The organism is Actinomycetota bacterium (assembly GCA_013152275.1).
Taxonomy (GTDB): domain Bacteria; phylum Actinomycetota; class Acidimicrobiia; order Spongiisociales; family UBA4744; genus BMS3Bbin01.
Map to the genome: position 1 here is coordinate 1 of JAADGS010000018.1, position 18,237 is coordinate 18,237.

Genomic DNA, 18,237 nt, shown 5'->3' on the forward strand with positions numbered 1-18,237 from the left:
CGCGCCTGGCACCTTGACCGGACGTCGGATCGAACAACAAAGGAGTGGCCATGCAACACGTCGTTCCCGTCGATCAGCTCGAGGACTACATCGGGCGTGATATCGGTGTCTCCGACTGGGTGACGATCGATCAGGCGCGCGTCGACGCGTTCGCCGACACGACCCTCGACCATCAGTTCATCCACGTGGACCCGGAACGGGCCAAGGCGACACCCTGGGGTACGACGATCGCCCAGGGGTTCCTGACGCTGTCGCCGGTTCCGAACCTTCTGTCCTCGACCGGCATCGTTCCCGAGGGGACCGTGATTGAACCCAGGGCTCAGGGGGGTCGCCACGACCCCCCTGAGCCCTGGGTTCAACGGAGAGGGCGTGTCGCGGGCCCCCGATCGGTACCATGTCGCAGACCCTCGCCAAACGGGACGGCGCCCAGTCTGGCGTCTGAACTCCCGGCAACGTCTACCCGGGTGGGCCAATGGGAACTTGTAGCGTCCTCGTCATCGACAACTACGACTCGTTCACCTTCAACCTGGTGCAGATCTTCGGATCGCTGGGATGCGCACCCATCGTGGTCAGAAACGACGCCGTGACACTGCGGGACGTGGAAGCGGCCAAACCGGATCGCATCGTCATCTCCCCGGGTCCGGGCACGCCCGACCAGGCGGGCATCAGCATCGCCACCATCGTCGAGTTCGGACCCAAGATCCCCACGCTTGGAGTCTGCCTCGGCCACCAGTGCATCGCGGAGGCCTACGGAGGCACCGTCACACGCGCCCGCCGGGTGGTACACGGCAAGACGTCGCACATCGTTCACGACGGTGCGGGCATCTTCGCCGGGCTTCCTTCGCCGTTCGAAGCGGCCCGCTACCACTCGCTCGTCATCGAAGAGGCCGACGTGCCGTCGTGCCTGGCCGTGTCGAGCCGCAGCGACGACGGCACGGTGATGGGTGTGCGACACCGCGAGTTTCCGATCGAGGGCATCCAGTTCCATCCCGAGTCGTTCATGACCGACCAGGGCCGTCGGCTCCTGGCCAACTTCGTGAGAACGTCCGGCCGATGAGACCCACCGAGCTGTCTGTCACCGTCGTCCCTCTTCCCGGCAGTCGCCCACTGGTGGAGTACTTCGAGACCGAAGCCGGACGCGGGCCCACATGCCTGCTGGATTCCAGTCGCCAGGACGCGGGACAAGGCCGCTACTCGTTCCTGGGCCTCGACCCGTACCTCGTGCTGACCGCCAAGGGCACGGCCGGACGCATCGCTCATCGCGGCGGTAGCGTCGAGGAGATCGACGGAGATCCCTTCGCCGTCCTCGGGGCGCTGCTCGCCGACAGGACGATCCGGCCGACCGAGCTGCCAACCGGCGCACCCCCGTTCCTCGGTGGAGCGATCGGTTTCCTCGGCTACGAGCTCAACCGGCGCCTCGAAGAACTGCCTTCGACCGTCCTCGACGACCTCGGCCTCCCTGATCTGGCCTTCTGCTTCTTCGACACGGTCGTGGCGCAGGACCACGCGACCGGCGTGACGAACCTGATCGTCACGCTTCCTCGGAGCGTCGACCCCGCACCGGTGATCGAGACGGCGCTGAGCCGTCTTGGCTCCGTGCGATCTTCCCGTGTCGGCGAGCGCGCCACGGACCGTGACTTCACCGCAAGTTTCACCCGGGCCGGCTACATCGACGCGGTGCGCCGGGTCAAGGAGTACATCTACGCGGGCGACATCTACCAGGCGAACCTGTCGCAACGGTTTCGCGCGCCCGTCGATGCGCCCTGGCAGCTGTACCGGCGCCTCCGATCTCTCAACCCGGCCCCGTTCGGCGCGTTCCTCGACTTCGCCGACTTCCAGGTGGCTTCCTCTTCCCCTGAACGATTCCTGCGGGTCGACGGACGCCACGTCGAGACGCGGCCGATCAAGGGAACCCGGCGCCGGTCGCAGGATCCGGCGGTGGACGAGCGGTTGCGAGAAGAGCTGGGAGCCAGCCCCAAGGATCATGCGGAGCTGTCGATGATCGTCGACGTGGAACGCAACGACCTGGGACGAGTCTGCGAGTACGGCAGTGTGCAGGTGGTCGAACATGCCGTCCTGGAATCGTATGCGACGGTGCACCACCTCGTCTCGACGGTGCGGGGCCGTCTCCGCCCGGGACTCGACGTCATCGATCTGCTGCGGGCATCGTTCCCGAGCGGATCGGTGACCGGAGCACCCAAGATCCGGGCGATGGAGATCATCGACGAGCTCGAACCGACGGCGCGCAGTGTCTACACGGGCGCCGTCGGCTATCTCGGTTTCAACGGAACCCATGAGCTGAACGTCGCGATCCGAACCATGATCATCCGTGACGGCTGGGGGTACGCGCAGGTCGGCGGAGGCATCGTCGCCGACAGTGACCCGCAAGCCGAGTACCAGGAGACGCTCGACAAGGGCGAGGCGATGTTCGAGGCGCTGCTGACGAGCGGGCGGCGATCATGACCGGCGAGCTGGTGTTCTTCGACGGGCAACTGGTGCCCCGCGACGAGGCCCGGGTACCGATCGATGACCGGACCGTGCTGTACGGCGACGGGGTGTTCGAGACGATCCGGGCGTATCGGGGCGTACCGTTCCGCCTCCACCGCCATCTGAAACGCCTCGAGACCGGGTGCCGGACGCTGCGTCTCGACTGCCCTGTACAGACCGGAGACATCGTCGCAGCCGTCGACGAGCTGCTTCGCGTCAACCGGCTCGAAGCGGTCGATGCCGTCGTGCGGATCACGGTCACCGGCGGTCGATCGTGCGGCCCCACCGGGCTCGAGCGCGCCGGCCCCTCGTCGCTCCTGATCACCGCGACGGACTATCACCGTCGCTCGCAACGTTCCGGAGGCGGGGTCTCCCTGGACATCTCGCCGATCCGGCGAGATCCTTCGTCACCACTGACGGGAATCAAGTCGACGAGTTTCATGAGCTCTCTGCTCGCCAAGCAGGCGGCTCGGGACGCCGGGGCGGACGACGCCGTGATGCTCACACCGACAGGGCATGTCTCGGAGGCGACTGCGGCCAACATATTCTGGGTGGCCGCCGGGGTGCTGTTCACCCCCGACGTCGGCTGCGGGCTGCTGCCGGGTATCACCCGCGAGGCCGTCATCGAGATCGCCACCGGTAAGGGTGTCGAATGCCGGTTCGTGACGAGCGGCATCGAGGAGCTACTCGGCGCGGACGAGGTGTTCCTGACCAACAGTCTCGTGGAGGTCGCGCCGGTGTCGGCGATCGCCGGGCGAACTTTCGCCGTTCCCGGACCGGTCACGACTTTGCTTGGGAAACGCTACGGAGACCTCGTACGCACCGCATCTCATTGAACCCAGGGCTCGTAGGGGTCGCCACGACCCCCCTGAGCCCTGGGTTCAACGTTCAGGGGGTGTCCGTTGGTGGTAGTGCTGCAGCGACTCGACGTCGGTCACGGCGTCATACCCCGATTGGAGACTCTGCGCGACTGCCAGGCCACCCTTGATGGTGGTGATGCACGGCACCTTGTTGCGGGTGGCGGCCCGCCGGATCAGGCCACCGTCCCCGCGGGCTCGCCGACCCCGTGGCGTGTTGATCACGAGGGAGATCAGGCCTTCCTCGACGAGGCGAACCGGATCCCACGGCCCGTCGCCGACCTTGTCGACGTGGGAGGCGGCGACCCCGTTGTGGATCAGGTACTCGCTGGTCCCGTGGGTCGCCAGGATGCGGAACCCGAGGTCGGCGAAGATACGGCCGACCTGCAAACCGGCCGGCTTGTCGCGGTCGGCGAGCGAAATGAACAGGGTGCCGTCGGTCGGTATCGCGTGACCGCTTCCCAGGAGCGCCTTCGCGTAGGCGGCACCAACGGAGCCGGCCAGCCCCATCACCTCTCCGGTCGCCCGCATCTCCGGTCCGAGAATCGTGTCTTCTGCGGGGAAACGAGGCCACGGCAGCACCGCCTCCTTCACCGCCACGAACGTGGGCGCCACGCCGTCTCGATCAGGGAGGAGACCGATGCCGCGAAGGTCGGCGAGGGTCTCGCCGAGCATGACCCTCGATGCCACCTTCGCCAGCGGTACGCCGGTCGCCTTGGACACGAACGGGATGGTTCTCGAAGCCCGCGGGTTGGCTTCGAGGACAAACACGTCCTCACCCTTGACCGCGAACTGGATGTTGAGCAGACCGCACACGTCGAGGCCTCTGGCCAGTTTCTCCGTGTAGTCGAGGATGCGTTCGCGAGCCTCGGGCGGCAGCGTCATCGGAGGCAAGACACATGCCGAGTCGCCCGAATGCACGCCGGCCTCCTCGACGTGCTCCATCACGCCGCCAACGTAGAGCTCATGACCGTCGAACACCGCGTCGAGATCCACTTCGGTGGCACCTTCGAGGAACCGGTCGATCAGCAGTGGCGCCTCGTTGAAGCCCGTCTCGTCGCCCAGCGAGTTACCGGCGAACTCGTCGAGGTACGTCGACAACTCGTCGCCCGTGTAGACGATGCGCATGGCCCGTCCCCCAAGGACATACGATGGCCGGACCAGAACCGGGAAACCGACGGTGTCTGCGATGTCCTGCGCCTGGGCGCGTGACATCGCCGTGCCGTGTGGTGGCTGGGGGATCTCGAGCCTGCCGCACAGGGCGGAGAATCGTTCCCTGTCCTCGGCGACGTCGATGGCGTCGGGCGATGTGCCGGCGATCGGGACGCCTGCCGCCTGAAGTGGACGGGCGAGGCGCAGCGGTGTCTGACCACCGAGCTGGACGACCACCGCGTGGGGCTTCTCCTTGTCGATCACGGCAAGGACGTCCTCGACGGTGAGCGGCTCGAAGTAGAGACGGTCGGAGGTGTCATAGTCGGTCGAGACGGTCTCCGGGTTGCAGTTGATCATGACGGTCTCGTAACCGGCGTCCTTGAGAGCGAGTGAAGCGTGGACGCAGCAGTAGTCGAACTCGATCCCCTGACCGATCCGGTTGGGACCCGACCCCAGCACGATGACGGTCCGGTCGCCGGGGGGAGGTGTCTCATCCTCCTCTTCGTACGTGCCGTAGAAGTACGGTGTCTGGGCCGCGAACTCGGCCGCACACGTGTCGACCGTCTTGAACGTGGGGGCGATGCCCCAATCTCTGAGCCTGGCCCGAACCGTCTGCTCGTCGTCGCCCCACAGGTAGGCGAGCTGCGCGTCGCTGAACCCCGCACGCTTGGCCGCCCGGGCGATCGCCGGCGCAGCCTCGGAGGCCTCGAGCTCGAGACGAAGCTCGACGATGCCGGCGATCTCGTCGATGAACCAGGGGTCGATCGACGTGAGGTCCGCCAGCCGGTCGACTTCGACGCCGCGCCGTAACAGCTCTGCGACCACGAAGAGCCGCCCGGGGGAGGGCACCGTCAGGCGGTCGAGAAGCACTTGGGTCTCGGCAGCCAACAGTTGCGTCTCGGCCGGATCGGCGTTCAATCCGACGTGGCCCGTCTCGAGGCTTCGTAACGCCTTCTGGAGCGCTTCGGGAAACGTGCGGCCGATGGCCATCGCCTCACCGACGCTCTGCATCGACGTGCCCAGCGCCGGTGGCACCGACGGGAACTTGGCGAAATCGAAGCGGGGAGCCTTGACGACCACGTAGTCGAGCACCGGCTCGAACGAGGCGGGCGTGACCCCGGTGATGTCGTTACGAATCTCGTCGAGGGTGTAGCCGACAGCGAGCAAGGTGGCGATCTTGGCGATGGGGAACCCGGTCGCCTTCGACGCCAACGCCGACGAGCGAGACACCCGCGGGTTCATCTCCACGATGATGCGGCGGCCCGTGGCCGGATCGACGGCGAACTGCACGTTGGAGCCGCCCGTCTCGACACCGATCGCTCGCAGGCAGGCGATCGCGTCGTCGCGCATCTCCTGGTACTCGCGGTCGGACAGGGTCATCGCCGGAGCCACGGTGACCGAGTCGCCGGTGTGCACACCCATCGGGTCGAGATTCTCGATCGAGCACACGACGACGGCGTTGTCGTTGGCGTCGCGCATCACCTCGAGTTCGTACTCCTTCCAACCGATGATCGCCTCTTCGACGATCGCCTCACGGACCGGTGAGGCGTCGAGGCCGGCCGTGACGATGGCGCGAAACTCGGCCTCGTCGTGGGCGATGCCGGTACCGCCACCCCCGAGGATGAAACTCGGACGGATCATGGCCGGATACCCGAGTTCGGCGACGGCCTCCAGCGCCTCGTCCAGCGTCTTCACATATGCGGATTTGGCGGTGCTCATCCCGATCGAGTTCATGATCGTCTTGAACCGTCCACGGTCCTCTGCCGCTTCGATCGCGTCGAGCCCGGCGCCGATCAGCTGAACGGAGTACTTTGTCAGCACGCCGAGACGGGCGAGTTCCATCGTGATGTTGAGAGCCGTCTGGCCGCCGAGGGTCGGCAGGAGGGCGTCCGGCCGTTCCCGGGCGATGATCATTTCGAGGACGTCGGCGGTGATCGGCTCGACATAGGTGGCATCGGCGAACTCGGGATCGGTCATGATCGTTGCCGGATTCGAGTTGACGAGCACGGTCCGATAGCCCTGCTCGCGCAGCACCTTCACGGCCTGGGTGCCCGAGTAGTCGAACTCGCATCCCTGTCCGATCACGATCGGGCCGGATCCGATGACCAGGACCGACCGCAGATCGTCGCGCCGGGGCATTACCTCACTCCCAGCATCGAGACGAAATCGTCGAAGAGGTGCTGTGCGTCGTTGGGGCCCGGGGCGGCCTCGGGGTGGTATTGGACCGAGAACGCGGCGATGTCCCGGCATGCCAGACCTTCGAGCGTTCCATCGTTCAGGTTCTGATGGGTCGCCACGACCGACCCGAAGGCGGATTCGACATCTCGCGGAAGGAGGTGAGGGCCGGGAAGACCTTCGCGGGTCGGCGGGTCCTGGTCGGTGAGCGACCAGAGGTCGACGGCGAACCCATGGTTCTGGGCGGTGATCTCAACCCGTCCACGGTCGAGAAGCCGCACCGGATGGTTGCCTCCGTGGTGGCCGAACGGCAGCTTGTACGTCGTCGCGCCGAGCGCAAGCCCGAGCACCTGGTGGCCGAGGCAGATGCCGAACACCGGGGTCTTGCCGAGGAGGCCGCGTACCGTTTCCGTCGTTGCGACAAGCGGCTCCGGGTCGCCGGGACCATTGGAGAGGAATACCCCTGAAGGATCCAACGCGAGCACATCCGCGGCCGGCGTCGTGGCGGGCACAACGTGAACTTCAAGCCCGTGGCCTGCCAGCGACGTGAGGATGTCCTTCTTGATGCCGAGGTCGATCGCGACCACCCGGCCGATCGGATCGCCGGTGGGGTCGATCCGGTACGGCTCGGCGGTCGTGACATCGTCACAGAGGTTACGGTTCGCCATCGACGGCGCCTCTCGCGCCGCCTGTGCGAGGTCGCCGATCGAAACGTCGGTACCTATCGCCGCCGGCATGGCGCCGCGATCCCGGACGTGTCGGGCGAGCCGCCTCGTGTCGACGTCGGTGAGGGAGACGACCCCCCGGCTCCGGAGCCACTCACGAAACGAGCCGGTCGACCTCCAATTCGAGTCTCTGCGGGCCATCGACCGGGTCACCAGCCCCGTGCAGTAGGGGCGGGGTGCCTGGTCGTCCTCCGGGCTGACGCCGTAGTTGCCGATGTGAGGCGCCGTCATCGCGACGATTTGGCCCGCGTATGACGGATCGGTCATGATTTCCTGATACCCGGTCATCGCGGTGTTGAACACGATCTCACCGGTGGCGACCCCGTCGGCGCCCACGGCGATGCCGGAAAAAACGGTGCCGTCGGCGAGCACGAGTGCGCCGGCGGTCATCGGAGAGTCTCGAACATGCTGCCCATCCTTTCCGGCCTCACGGGACCGGACTTAAAGACTGGTTGCACCGAGTATAGGGATCGCCATCATCGATCCCGCGCCACGGTGCGCTCGGGTGCCATCGGAGGCCGTGCACCTGCGGGCACTTTGTCTTCGGTTCTCGCCCCGGCGCGGACCTTGCCCACGATGTCGAACCTGCTGCTCGTGTTCACGCCTGTCGGCCGCGGCGTACGCTCCCGGGTCTACGAATCTCGATCGGCGCATGTCCCCTGGGTGTCCGGGTTGATGAACAGGCTGGTCGTGATCGAGATCGAGTCGCGGATCGAACGCGCGACCGGGCACTTGTCGGCGTGGAAGCCAAGCACCCGCTCCACCGTCTCGCGCTGTGCCTCTCGCACACCGGTGAGGGTGTAGGTGACGTGGATGCGTCGTACGACGAGTACGCCACCGTCGTCCTCGATCTCACCGACCACGTCGGCGGTGAGCACTCCGCCACTTGTGTTGATGCCACGCGCCTCCAGCGCGCCCCCGAAGGTCCCGGTCAGTCACCCGCCTGCGGCGGCGACCAGGTAGTCGATCGTGGTGGTCGCCTGCGGGTAGTCGTGCGGTCCCACTCCATAGTGGTGCGCGACCTCGGAGTGCAGACCGAACGTGGTCGGTTCTTCGCTGCCTGGCAGCCAGGCCCGCCGAATCGGGCCATGGAGCTTCTCGATACGGCTCTTCGAGCGATAGACGACGTTGTCACTCATGTGCTCACCTCTGGCGGCGAGCGTAGCGTGATGCGGATCGTTGGTCACGTGCCAGGGTGCAGAACCGTCGCGCCGCGTCGAGACGGCTTCAAGATCCGACCAGGCCTGTGCGAGCGTTACCAGATGAACGCGGCGGGCGGGTGATTACACGAAGAGTTGGATGTCTGCATCCGCTGCGAAGTCGAGGAAGGCGGCCGCTCCGGCGACATTGCACCCGTCGATGAGGTCCGACTCCTGCACGCCCATGATGCCCATCGATGTGGAGCAGGCGAAGAAGGTCACGTTCAGTGCCTGGTTCATCTCGATGAACTCGGCGATGGTCGGCATGTTGGCGTTCTTCATCCACTTTTTCAGCATGGTCGTGGCAGCCGTCGTCGCACCCGGAATCACACCGACCAGACTGGGTACCTGAAACGGACCGGACGGATTGGCGAGCGGTGCCACCTTGAGCTTGTCGAAGCGGTCCTTGTGCAGGATGTCGAGTCCGTAGAAGGTGAAGTAGATTCCGACTTCCCATCCGAGACTCGCTGCGGTCGCCGCCAGAATGAGTGGCGGGTACGCCTGGTCGAGGGTTCCTTTGGACGCGATCAGGGCCAGCCGTTTGCGGCGAGCCGTCTCCTCGGCGGTCTCGTGCTCGTGGGGGAGATCGGTCATGATGCAAGGCCCTTCTTGATGAGGAACACTTGGGTGTCGCCCAGATCGCTGGCCGAGATGAGCTCGTCGCCGCGTTGGCGGGCGAACGCAGGAATGTCGGCGAGGGAGCCGGGATCGGTGCAGACCAGTTTCAGCACCTGGCCCGGCTTGAGATACTTCAAGGCGACGGCCGCCTTGTAGACGGGAAGTGGGCAGAGCAACCCGTGCGTGTTGAGCGTCTCTGCAACTGGCAGTTGTGTCATGTCCTTAGTCCTTTGAAATCCGTGGCAGACCCTCGTCGCCGAGGGTGTCCGCGAAGTGATTTGTGTATGTGAAACCGGAGTCGAGAGATCCAGACGGTCGGGCCGAGGTCGTCGCGATGGCGGGCGCCGGCGCCGGCCGGTGCGATCCGGTTGAACCGTGCGAGCGGTGTCGGTCGCCCGGTCGGGGGAGTGGTGCTCGGACGCCTTCGTGGCGGTGCACGGTCCGACCGTTCGCGACATATATCAGTTGTACGGTCATGGATACCCCCTGGAGATGTGGTGCAACGAAAAGAACCCGCCCGACGTTCCGGCGCGAGATCTCCTGAACTACGTGAAGTGGATCGTTATGTCAGGTTCTGTCCGCATGCGCAGCGAAAGCTGCAACAACACTCGCATCTGGATTCATGACGACTCATCGACAATAAGTGTAAGACATCTCGTGGGTAATCGGGAGACATCGGAAGCGCCCCCGTTCTCGTGACGCTTGAGCCGGATAGTTCCAACGAAGCGTCACGAGAACTCAGAGAGGTGGAGGAAGTCCTTGACCTCGAGCCTCGGTAAGACCAGGTGGAAGAAGGTCGGCATGGATCGCAGCCCCTCGTCGGTTGGGATGAACCGCGGGTCGGTCATCTCCATGATCCGACCACGAGTCTCCAACCGGCAACCGCCTGCGGCGATGACGTTTTTCACCCAGTCGGTATCGCGTCCGTAGGTGAGGGCGATGATGAAGCCGTCGCCGTGGGGGATCACACCGACCGGCGTCGTGTATTGGCGTGCCGATTTCCGGCCGACGTGGTGCACGACACCGAGGAGAGGCGCCACCTTGGCGACTGGTCCGACCACTTTGTTCGTGAAACGGCGGTTGAACTTCGCAAGGGATTTCGAGAGCGGCACGGCGCGAGTTTACCGCTGAGGCTCGGAAGACGAGGGCGGCGGCTCAAGGTCCATCGCCCTGAGGCCGAAGCATCATGATCGACAAAGGGGCAAGGTGACACCATCCTGGCAGGAGCTCGTTCGAGCCCGCATGCAGAAGGAAATCGCCGAATGGCGAGAGGAAGGTCGGCGTGCCGACCAGCCCAGCCTCCCACTGGTTCTGCTGGGCGTCGACGGAGTGATCACCGATCTCTCGGCGCGTAGATCTGAGCAAGATCCTGACGTGGAGCTGCCGGATCCGCCGATTCCGGAGTACATGTCCGGTCTGGTCGGGCATATTGCCGATGTCGCCGAGGTCTGGTGGTGCAGCACCGACGATCAAGACTCGCTCGACGATCTCTGCAACTTCCTCGGACTCCGAACGCTGCCCGCCGTGGCCCTGGGTAGCGAGGAGATGTCGGATGCGAGCGTGCGCCGTCTGCTCTGGAGCGCCGATGCCGGTGGGCGTGCCACGTATTTCATCGATGACTTCGCCGGCGTGGTGCCGGCGCGTCTGCCCGACGGCACGGTCGTGATCGATACGGCCGCCGACATGGTGTTGCGGCCCGAACGGGTCCCTTCGGAGCTGCGCGCCGGATAGGGCTTCGGGCCAGAGTTCGCGCGAGGCGACCTGAATATCACTGAACCCAGGGCTCAGGGGGGTCGTGACGACGCATACGAGCCCTGGGTTCAACGAGACTCCGCCGTCGAGGACTCACAGCGGCCTCTGTTCAAGGATCTTGGGGAACTGCCGATGGCTGAGTGATGGCATCTCGAACCATGAAACTCCGCTACTCGGGCACATGCAGCAACTGTGGACGGTCACTCGACAAAGGCAGTGAGGCGCGGTGGGACGCGACGACCCGGATGGTCACATGTCTGGACTGCGTGGGCGGGATGTTGCCTCCAGATCCGTTCGCGCTGCCGGTGACGGAGCACGCTCCGGGCACCTCGGCGCAGGCCGAGCACGACCGGAGACAGGAGAAACGGGAAGCAAAGGTCCGCGCTGCGCATCCAAAACTGGGCGGCCTGCTCTTGGCAGTCGCCGGTGAACCTCAATCCGAGGCGGCATGGGCCAAGGGGGCTACGGGCGAGCGTCGAATCGGTGCGTTTCTCGACTCGGTCGAAGGTGTGTGGACGCTGCATGATCGAAGGGTGAGAGGTTCGAAAGCGAACATCGATCATCTGGTCGTCGCGGCGTCGGGCGTGTGGATCGTCGACGCCAAGAACTACAAGGGGAGACTGCAGCGCCGCAACGCCCACAAGTTCACCGTCAACGGTCGAGACCGGACGAAGCTCGTCCCTCCGGTCCTCAAGTACATGCGACAAGTGCGAGAGATCGTCGGGGAGGATGTTCCGGTGCGGGGAGCACTGTGCTTCATTGGTGTCGACGTGGGGATCGTCAGCCGGCCGTTCGAGATCGATACCGTCCACGTGCTGTGGCCACGCGCTCTCAAGCGGGCTCTCGGGCAGGAAGGCCCGATCGATCGTCGTCGCCGGTCGGAGCTGGCAGGACTGCTCGACCGGTCCCTCGTGTTGGCGACCTGAATATCACTGAACCCAGGGCTCAGGGGGGTCGTGACGACGCATACGAGCCCTGGGTTCAACGAGATCGCGGTCGGTGGCGGTTTCTGGGACGCCGGTGCAGCGGGAAGAGGTCCGTCCCCCGCGACGTCACAGCCCTCGGGTGTTGAGTTCGAGAGCGAGCGAACGGACGGTGCGGATCCGGTCGATGACCTCCTCATCGCGTGTCGTCGCAGGCAGGACGACTCCCTTTCGTGTCTCCCATCGTCTCGCGACGGCATCGGGTGGTTCCGCGGTGAGTAGCGACGTCGCTTGGGCCGCGGCGCCCAGTGCCACCAACTCCTGTGCGTCCGGCACCTGGACGGATCGGCCGCCGAGAGATCGTATGACGTTGCGCCATGTGGCTCCCCTGGCGCCACCACCGACGACGACGAGCGGCGCATCGGCACCGACCCCGGAAGATCGATCGTCGATCTCGTCGAGCGCGTCGAGCAACGAGAACACGGCGCCCTGATAGGCGGCCAGGAGAATCTCCGACGGGTCGGTCGTATGTCGGAGACCGAATACCGACCCGGCGGCGTCTGGCAGATTCGGGGTTCGTTCTCCATCGAAGAACGGGAGGACGACGACGTCCGTGCGGGGTGCGACGGCTTCACGATCGAGCCCGAACCAGCCGGCGATCCGGTCGATCACGAGGGTGCAGTTCAGCGTGGCGGCGAGTGGCAGAAAACGTCCCGTCGCGTCCGCGAAGCCGGCAACGGTGCCCGAAGGGTCCACCGTTCGAGACTCGGATGTGAGAAAGGCCGTTCCCGAAGTGCCGAGACTGATGACCGGCACACCCGACTCCAGACCCAGGCCCACTGCGGCCCCGGCGTTGTCGCCTGCACCGGGACCGACGGGTATGCCGGGGCGCAGACCGAGGTGTTCTGCGGCGACACGCGTGACGTCACCGGCCCGCTCCTGCGGTCCGAGCACTGTCGGCAGCATGCCCGTGGTGAGTTGCAGGGCCGCCATGTCCAGGACTTCCTGCGAGTACGTTTCGGTCTTCGTCGACCACCAGGCGGTTCCCGAAGCGTCACTCCGATCGGTCACGCCGTTCCCGGTCAGTCGTTCCGTCAGGAAGTCGTGGGGGAGTCGGATGGCGTGCGCGGCCGCTGCAACGTCCGGCTCCACCCGTCGAAGCCACGCCCATTTCGTCGCAGTGAAGGAGGCAACCGGCACGATCCCGACATGTTCGGCCCACCAACGGGCGCCGCCGGCACATTCGATGAGACCGGAGGCGTCAGGAGCGGATTGCGTGTCGTTCCAGAGCTTCGCAGCTCGCAGTGGGTTTCCGCTGCCGTCGAGGACGACCAACCCATGTTGTTGGCCTGCCACCGAGATCGCCGCCACCTCGGAAGCCAGACCCGTCTGAGCGAGCGCATCCTGGAGGGCGGTCCACCAGATCTCCGGATCGGTCTCTCGTGCCCCATCGGTTCCTGTGACCGTGTGCTCCGAGCGCCCGACCGCCGCAACGCGTCCTGTGTCGCTGTCGAGGAGCAGCGCCTTCGTGGATTGGGTCGAGCAGTCGATTCCGGCGACCAACGGCATGAAGGTGCTCCTTTCGGATGAATCGTAGACGTGTGACGTTCGGCCGGTCATGCCCATGCCGGGTCGTCACACAAGGAGAGCGGACAAGAGCGTAGGCTGACACTTACCCGCATCGAGAAGGAAGAAGTGGATGAGTAACTACACCCCCCGCCCCGAGCACAAGTTCACTTTCGGCCTGTGGACCGTGGGTAATACCGGCCGGGATCCGTTCGGCGAGGCAACCAGGCCCCCACTCGATCCGGTCGACTCCGTTCACCGCCTGGCAGACCTGGGCGCGTACGGGGTGAGCCTCCACGACAACGACCTCGTTCCTTTCGGTGCTACGCCTGCGGAGCGAGAGTCCGCCGTCAAACGATTCCGGAAGGCGCTCGACGAGACCGGCATGAAAGTGACGATGTCGACGACGAACCTCTTCGGCCATCCGGCCTTCAAGGACGGCGCCTTCACCTCCAACGATCGGGGGGTTCGACGGTTCGCGATCGCCAAGACCATGCGGGCCATCGACCTTGGCGCGGAGCTCGGTGCCGGGATCCACGTGTTCTGGGGTGGCCGCGAAGGCTCGGAGTCGATGGCGGCCAAGCCTGCCGACACGGCACTCGACCGCTACCGGGAGGCCATGAACTTCCTCGCCGACTATGTGATCGACAACGGCTACCCGACTCGCTTTGCGCTCGAACCGAAGCCCAACGAGCCGCGCGGTGACATGTTCCTGCCGACTGTCGGGCACGCGCTCGCCTTCATCGAGACGCTCGACCATCCCGAGATGGTCGGCGTCAACCCGGAAGTGGCCCACGAGACGATGTCCGGTCTGAGCTTCTACCACGCGGTCGCGCAGGCGATCTGGTCGGGCAAGCTGTTCCACATCGACCTCAACGCGCAGAAGATCGGTCGATTCGATCAGGACCTCCGCTTTGGTTCCGAAGGCATCAAGGACACGTTCTTCGTCGTCAAGCTTCTCGAAGAATCGGGCTACGGCGGTCCGAAGCACTTCGACGCACACGCGTATCGTGTGGAGGACGGCGACGGAGTCTGGGAGTTCGCCGCCGGCTGTATGAGGACGTACCTGATGCTCGCCGAGAAGGCCGGTCGCTTCGCCGAAGACCCGGAGATTCAGGCTGCGCTCGCAGCCGCGAGCGTGCCCGAGCTTGCCGAGGAGACGGCCGGCGGATACTCTCGGACATCTGCCGACGCACTGCTCGCCGAGACGTTCGACCCTGATGCACTGGCTCGGCGCGGGTACCACAACGAGCGGCTCGACCAACTCGTCATGGAACTCATCATGGGCATCCGCTGAGGGCTGTCTTCCCTGGAGGACTAGGATCACCGAGTCGAATTCTGGCCGCATCTACGCATGAGCCAGGCGCAAGGGAACCAGGGTTCCAAACGGGCGGGTTCTACGACCCGCCGTAAACGGACGGGTCTCGTAACACGTCGAAACAGGCGGGTTCGTGATACGTCAAAACAGGAAGGAAACAAGTATGGGACCATTTAGAGGAAAACGATGGATTCTCATCGTCGCGGTTCTCGCAATGGTTGCCGCTGCGTGCAGCAGCGGTTCAAGCGGAACGACGGCGACCACCACGGCGGCCACCACGGCGGCCACGACGGCCACGACGACGGCCACGACGGCGGCCACGGTCGAAGAAGGCAGCATTTGGGTGCTGCTCCCTGATAGCGCGTCCTCCTCCCGTTGGGAGACGGACGATCGCCGCTACTTCAAGGCAGCGTTCGAAGACGCAGGTGTCAAGTACAAGATCGTCAACGCACAGGGCGACCCGTCCCAGCAGCAGCAGCAGGCCGAGCAGGCCATCGCTGCCGGAGCGAAGGTGATCCTGCTGGTGAATCTCGACTCGGGATCCGGTGCGGCGATTATCGCCGAAGCTCGTGCAGCCGGCGTGTCGATGATCGACTACGACCGGCTGACCATCGAAGGTCCGGGCGCCGATGTGTACGTCAGCTTCGACAATGTCAAGGTCGGCGCGACGATGGCGGAGATTCTCGAACCTGCCATCGATGCTCTCGGTCTGGCGAAGCCGCGCATTGTCATGCTCAACGGTGCACCGACCGACAACAACGCGACGCTGTTCCGTCAGGGCTACTACGAGACGGCCGTGAAACCGCGTGTCGCCGCCGGCGACTGGGTGCTCGTTGCCGATCAGGCAGTGCCGAACTGGGACAACCAGGAAGCGTTGACGATCTTCGAGCAGATCCTCGTGGCGGCCAATAACGGGGTCGACGCGGTCTTTGCCGCCAACGACGGTCTGGCCAACTCGGTGATCACGGCCCTCAAGTCCGCTGGGATCGGCCCGATGCCGGTCAGTGGGCAGGATGCCACGGCCGCCGGGCTGCAGAACATCCTCTCCGGATGGCAGACGATGACGGTGTACAAGCCGATCAAAGCCGAGGCCAATGCCGCCGCAGGCGCGGCCATTGCGCTGCTGAAAGGCGAGCCGCTGGACGGCGTCAAGGGCGATTTCACTCTGACGACGATCAACAACGGGACGAACGATCTTCCGTTCATGGCGCTGACGCCGGTTGGCGTCACCAAGGACAACATCAAGGAGACGGTCATCGCAGACGGCTTCCGTACCTGGGACGAGATCTGCGTCGGTGAGTTCGAGCAGTACTGCCCGGCAGACCGCTAGACGAATCGACGAGACACGATGATGAGGCCTCGGCGGTGCGCGTACTACGCTCCCCGCCGAGGCCTTGTCGCGATAGGAGTTACCCGAGATCATGACTGATTCGCCCATCTTGGAGTGCAGGGGAGTCTCCAAGCATTACGGTGCCGTCCAGGCCCTGTACAAAGTCGATTTCGAGGTCCGAGCCGGTGAGGTCATGGCGCTCGTGGGCGACAACGGCGCCGGAAAGTCGACCCTGATCAAGGGCATCGCCGGGATCTTCCCCTTCGACGAGGGCGAGGTTCGCTTCGAAGGTGAGAAGGTCGACATCACAGGTCCGCGGGACGCGGCAGCTCTCGGAATCGAAGTGGTGTATCAGGATCTCGCTCTGGCCGACAACCTCGACGTCGTCGCCAACATGTTCCTGGGTAGAGAGCGGGTGCAGAAAGGGCTCATACTCGACGAGGCGAGCATGGAGCGTTCCGCAGAGGAGACGCTCGCCAGTCTCTCGGTCACGTCTCTCCGCCGGGTCCGTCAGGTGGTTGCCGGGTTGTCCGGTGGTCAGCGACAGTCGGTGGCGGTCGCGAAGGCGGTGATGTGGAACAGCAAGGCCGTGATCCTCGACGAGCCAACGGCAGCGCTCGGGGTCGCGCAGACCCGACAGGTCCTCGACCTGGTGCGCAGGCTCGCCGATCGTGGCCTGGGTGTTGTGCTGATTTCGCACAACCTTCTCGATGTGTTCGAGGCTGCCGATCGGATCACCGTGCTTCGTCTCGGCCAGCAGGTCGGCGTATACGAACGATCCGAAACGACGCAGGAAGAGATCGTCTTTGCCATCACTGCCGGATCCGTGAATCAGGTGGCCGAGGAGCAGGTCTCATGAGCGCCGGCGAGCCCGCAGACCGGGTCACCTCCAATACGGGCACGGGGATGGTGCAAACAACCTTCACCGAATATGCGGCGTCGTGGTGGTCGAACGTGCGCAGTGGCGAGTTGGGATCCCTGCCGATCATCGTGGGGCTCGGCGTCATCGTCGGCATCTTCGGGAGTCTCGACAGTACGTTCTTCGCCGCGCGGAACTTCACCAACCTTCTCCTTCAGATGGCCGGGCTCGCGGTGATCGCCATCGGCGCGGTCTTCATCCTGCTCCTCGCCGAGATCGACCTCGCGGTCGCCTACGTGAGCGCCGTCGGCGGTGTCGTGATGACGATGCTGCTCCGACCCGGCGATCCGGGCTGGCCCTGGTGGCTCGCCATCGGTGTGGCGCTCGCCGCCACGACGCTCATCGGCATGATTCATGCGCTGATCGTGACGAAGGCCGGCGTGCCGTCGTTCGTCGTGACGCTGGCCGGGTATCTGACCTGGTCCGGTGTCGTCCTCATACTGACCACCACGTACTCCACGGCGGGTACGATTCTCATCCAGGAGCCGGTTGCCGTCGGCATTGCCGGCAACTTCCTCAGCCATCTTTGGGGATGGATCCTGGCGGGAGTCGCGATTGTCGGGTATCTGTACCTCGAACTGTCCAAGGCGAGGACGCGCAGTCGTCGTGGTCTTCTTCGGAAACCGATGGCGATGATCGCCCTGCAAGTCGCCGTGGTCGCGGTCGGCAGTCTTGGTGCCGTGTACTACGCAAACCAGGACCGCGGCGTGCCGATGGCGACGCTCATCCTGTTGATTGCTCTGGTGTTCTGGACGTTCGTCACGAACCGCACCCGTTTCGGACGTCACATCTACGCCGTTGGAGGCAACCCGGAGGCGGCTCGACGGGCCGGCATCAACGTCGACAGAGTTCGGATTGCGGTCTTCATGATCGGTGGACTCATGGCCGGTGTAGGTGGCATCATCCTCGCATCCCGACTTCGCTCCGTGGCCACGAATACGGGCGGTGGGAGCCTGCTGCTCAACGTGATTGCCGCAGCCGTCATCGGCGGCACGAGCCTGTTCGGTGGGAAAGGCCGGGTCGTGGACGCCCTTCTGGGCGCGGCGGTGATCGTGTCGGTGAACAACGGCATGAACATGCTCGGGTTTGCTGCCGGAACGAAGTTCGTGATCACCGGCCTCGTTCTGCTCGCGGCCGTGCTCGTGGACGCACTGTCCAAGAAGGGTCGTGCTTCTCGCGGTATGGCGTGATGGCCCGGCCGGCGGGTCGGCGCCGA

Annotated in this window: 18 protein-coding genes; 10 read left to right on the forward strand and 8 right to left on the reverse strand. The window is 65.0% G+C overall.

The genetic code is table 11. The features are described 5' to 3' along the window. Positions 1–50: 50 nt before the first annotated feature. Genes GXP34_01240 through GXP34_01255 form a run of 4 tightly spaced genes read left to right on the forward strand, consistent with a single transcriptional unit; the run spans position 51 to position 3,323 of the window. A complete protein-coding gene (locus tag GXP34_01240) occupies positions 51–587 on the forward strand; it encodes a hypothetical protein (GenBank protein NOY54590.1) in 537 nt (178 codons plus the stop codon). Next, positions 473–1,057: an aminodeoxychorismate/anthranilate synthase component II gene (locus GXP34_01245; protein NOY54591.1), complete on the forward strand. Its 585-nt coding sequence runs from the start codon at positions 473–475 to the stop codon at positions 1,055–1,057. Before GXP34_01240 ends, GXP34_01245 begins: the two co-directional genes overlap by 115 nt. Further along, a complete protein-coding gene (gene pabB, locus GXP34_01250) occupies positions 1,054–2,463 on the forward strand; it encodes an aminodeoxychorismate synthase component I (protein NOY54592.1) in 1,410 nt (469 codons plus the stop codon). The genes GXP34_01245 and pabB overlap by 4 nt, the downstream gene beginning before the upstream one ends. After that, entirely contained in the window at positions 2,460–3,323 is an 864-nt protein-coding gene (locus tag GXP34_01255; protein ID NOY54593.1) for a hypothetical protein, read from the forward strand. Before pabB ends, GXP34_01255 begins: the two co-directional genes overlap by 4 nt. A gap of 45 nt (positions 3,324–3,368) precedes the next feature. Here GXP34_01255 and carB read toward each other — a convergent pair whose 3' ends face one another. From carB to GXP34_01290, 7 genes are all read right to left on the reverse strand, one after another. Further along, a complete protein-coding gene (gene carB, locus GXP34_01260) occupies positions 3,369–6,635 on the reverse strand; it encodes a carbamoyl-phosphate synthase large subunit (GenBank protein ID NOY54594.1) in 3,267 nt (1,088 codons plus the stop codon). After that, a complete protein-coding gene (carA, locus tag GXP34_01265) occupies positions 6,635–7,786 on the reverse strand; it encodes a glutamine-hydrolyzing carbamoyl-phosphate synthase small subunit (protein NOY54595.1) in 1,152 nt (383 codons plus the stop codon). The genes carB and carA overlap by 1 nt, the downstream gene beginning before the upstream one ends. A gap of 242 nt (positions 7,787–8,028) precedes the next feature. Continuing rightward, a complete protein-coding gene (locus GXP34_01270) occupies positions 8,029–8,331 on the reverse strand; it encodes an OsmC family protein (protein ID NOY54596.1) in 303 nt (100 codons plus the stop codon). Beyond that, a complete protein-coding gene (locus GXP34_01275; protein NOY54597.1) occupies positions 8,332–8,535 on the reverse strand; it encodes a hypothetical protein in 204 nt (67 codons plus the stop codon). A 144-nt stretch (positions 8,536–8,679) separates the two neighbouring features. Continuing rightward, entirely contained in the window at positions 8,680–9,189 is a 510-nt protein-coding gene (locus GXP34_01280; GenBank protein ID NOY54598.1) for a peroxiredoxin family protein, read from the reverse strand. Next, a complete protein-coding gene (locus tag GXP34_01285; protein NOY54599.1) occupies positions 9,186–9,431 on the reverse strand; it encodes a sulfurtransferase TusA family protein in 246 nt (81 codons plus the stop codon). Before GXP34_01285 ends, GXP34_01280 begins: the two co-directional genes overlap by 4 nt. 510 nt (positions 9,432–9,941) lie before the next feature. Beyond that, complete coding sequence (locus GXP34_01290; protein NOY54600.1) at positions 9,942–10,325, reverse strand: nitroreductase family deazaflavin-dependent oxidoreductase; 384 nt, start codon at positions 10,323–10,325, stop codon at positions 9,942–9,944. A gap of 130 nt (positions 10,326–10,455) precedes the next feature. Between GXP34_01290 and GXP34_01295 the strand changes: the two genes are divergently transcribed. Both GXP34_01295 and GXP34_01300 read left to right on the forward strand, forming a co-directional pair. Then, positions 10,456–10,944, forward strand: coding sequence for a hypothetical protein (locus GXP34_01295; GenBank protein ID NOY54601.1), 489 nt, complete (start codon positions 10,456–10,458; stop codon positions 10,942–10,944). A 164-nt stretch (positions 10,945–11,108) separates the two neighbouring features. Continuing rightward, on the forward strand, positions 11,109–11,891 hold the full coding sequence (locus GXP34_01300) for an NERD domain-containing protein (protein NOY54602.1): 783 nt from the start codon (positions 11,109–11,111) through the stop codon (positions 11,889–11,891). A gap of 126 nt (positions 11,892–12,017) precedes the next feature. Here the strand turns inward: GXP34_01300 and xylB are convergent, their stop codons facing one another. Next, positions 12,018–13,457 (reverse strand): xylulokinase, encoded by a 1,440-nt coding sequence (gene xylB / locus GXP34_01305; GenBank protein ID NOY54603.1) that lies wholly within the window; start codon positions 13,455–13,457, stop codon positions 12,018–12,020. A gap of 130 nt (positions 13,458–13,587) precedes the next feature. Here xylB and GXP34_01310 point away from each other — a divergent pair, with 130 nt between their 5' ends. From GXP34_01310 to GXP34_01325, 4 genes are all read left to right on the forward strand, one after another. After that, positions 13,588–14,751, forward strand: coding sequence for a xylose isomerase (locus GXP34_01310; GenBank protein NOY54604.1), 1,164 nt, complete (start codon positions 13,588–13,590; stop codon positions 14,749–14,751). 184 nt (positions 14,752–14,935) lie between these two features. Further along, positions 14,936–16,102, forward strand: coding sequence for a sugar ABC transporter substrate-binding protein (locus tag GXP34_01315; GenBank protein ID NOY54605.1), 1,167 nt, complete (start codon positions 14,936–14,938; stop codon positions 16,100–16,102). A 91-nt stretch (positions 16,103–16,193) separates the two neighbouring features. Continuing rightward, complete coding sequence (locus GXP34_01320; protein NOY54606.1) at positions 16,194–16,961, forward strand: sugar ABC transporter ATP-binding protein; 768 nt, start codon at positions 16,194–16,196, stop codon at positions 16,959–16,961. Further along, on the forward strand, positions 16,958–18,211 hold the full coding sequence (locus tag GXP34_01325) for an ABC transporter permease (protein NOY54607.1): 1,254 nt from the start codon (positions 16,958–16,960) through the stop codon (positions 18,209–18,211). Before GXP34_01320 ends, GXP34_01325 begins: the two co-directional genes overlap by 4 nt. The last annotated feature ends 26 nt before the right edge of the window (positions 18,212–18,237 follow it).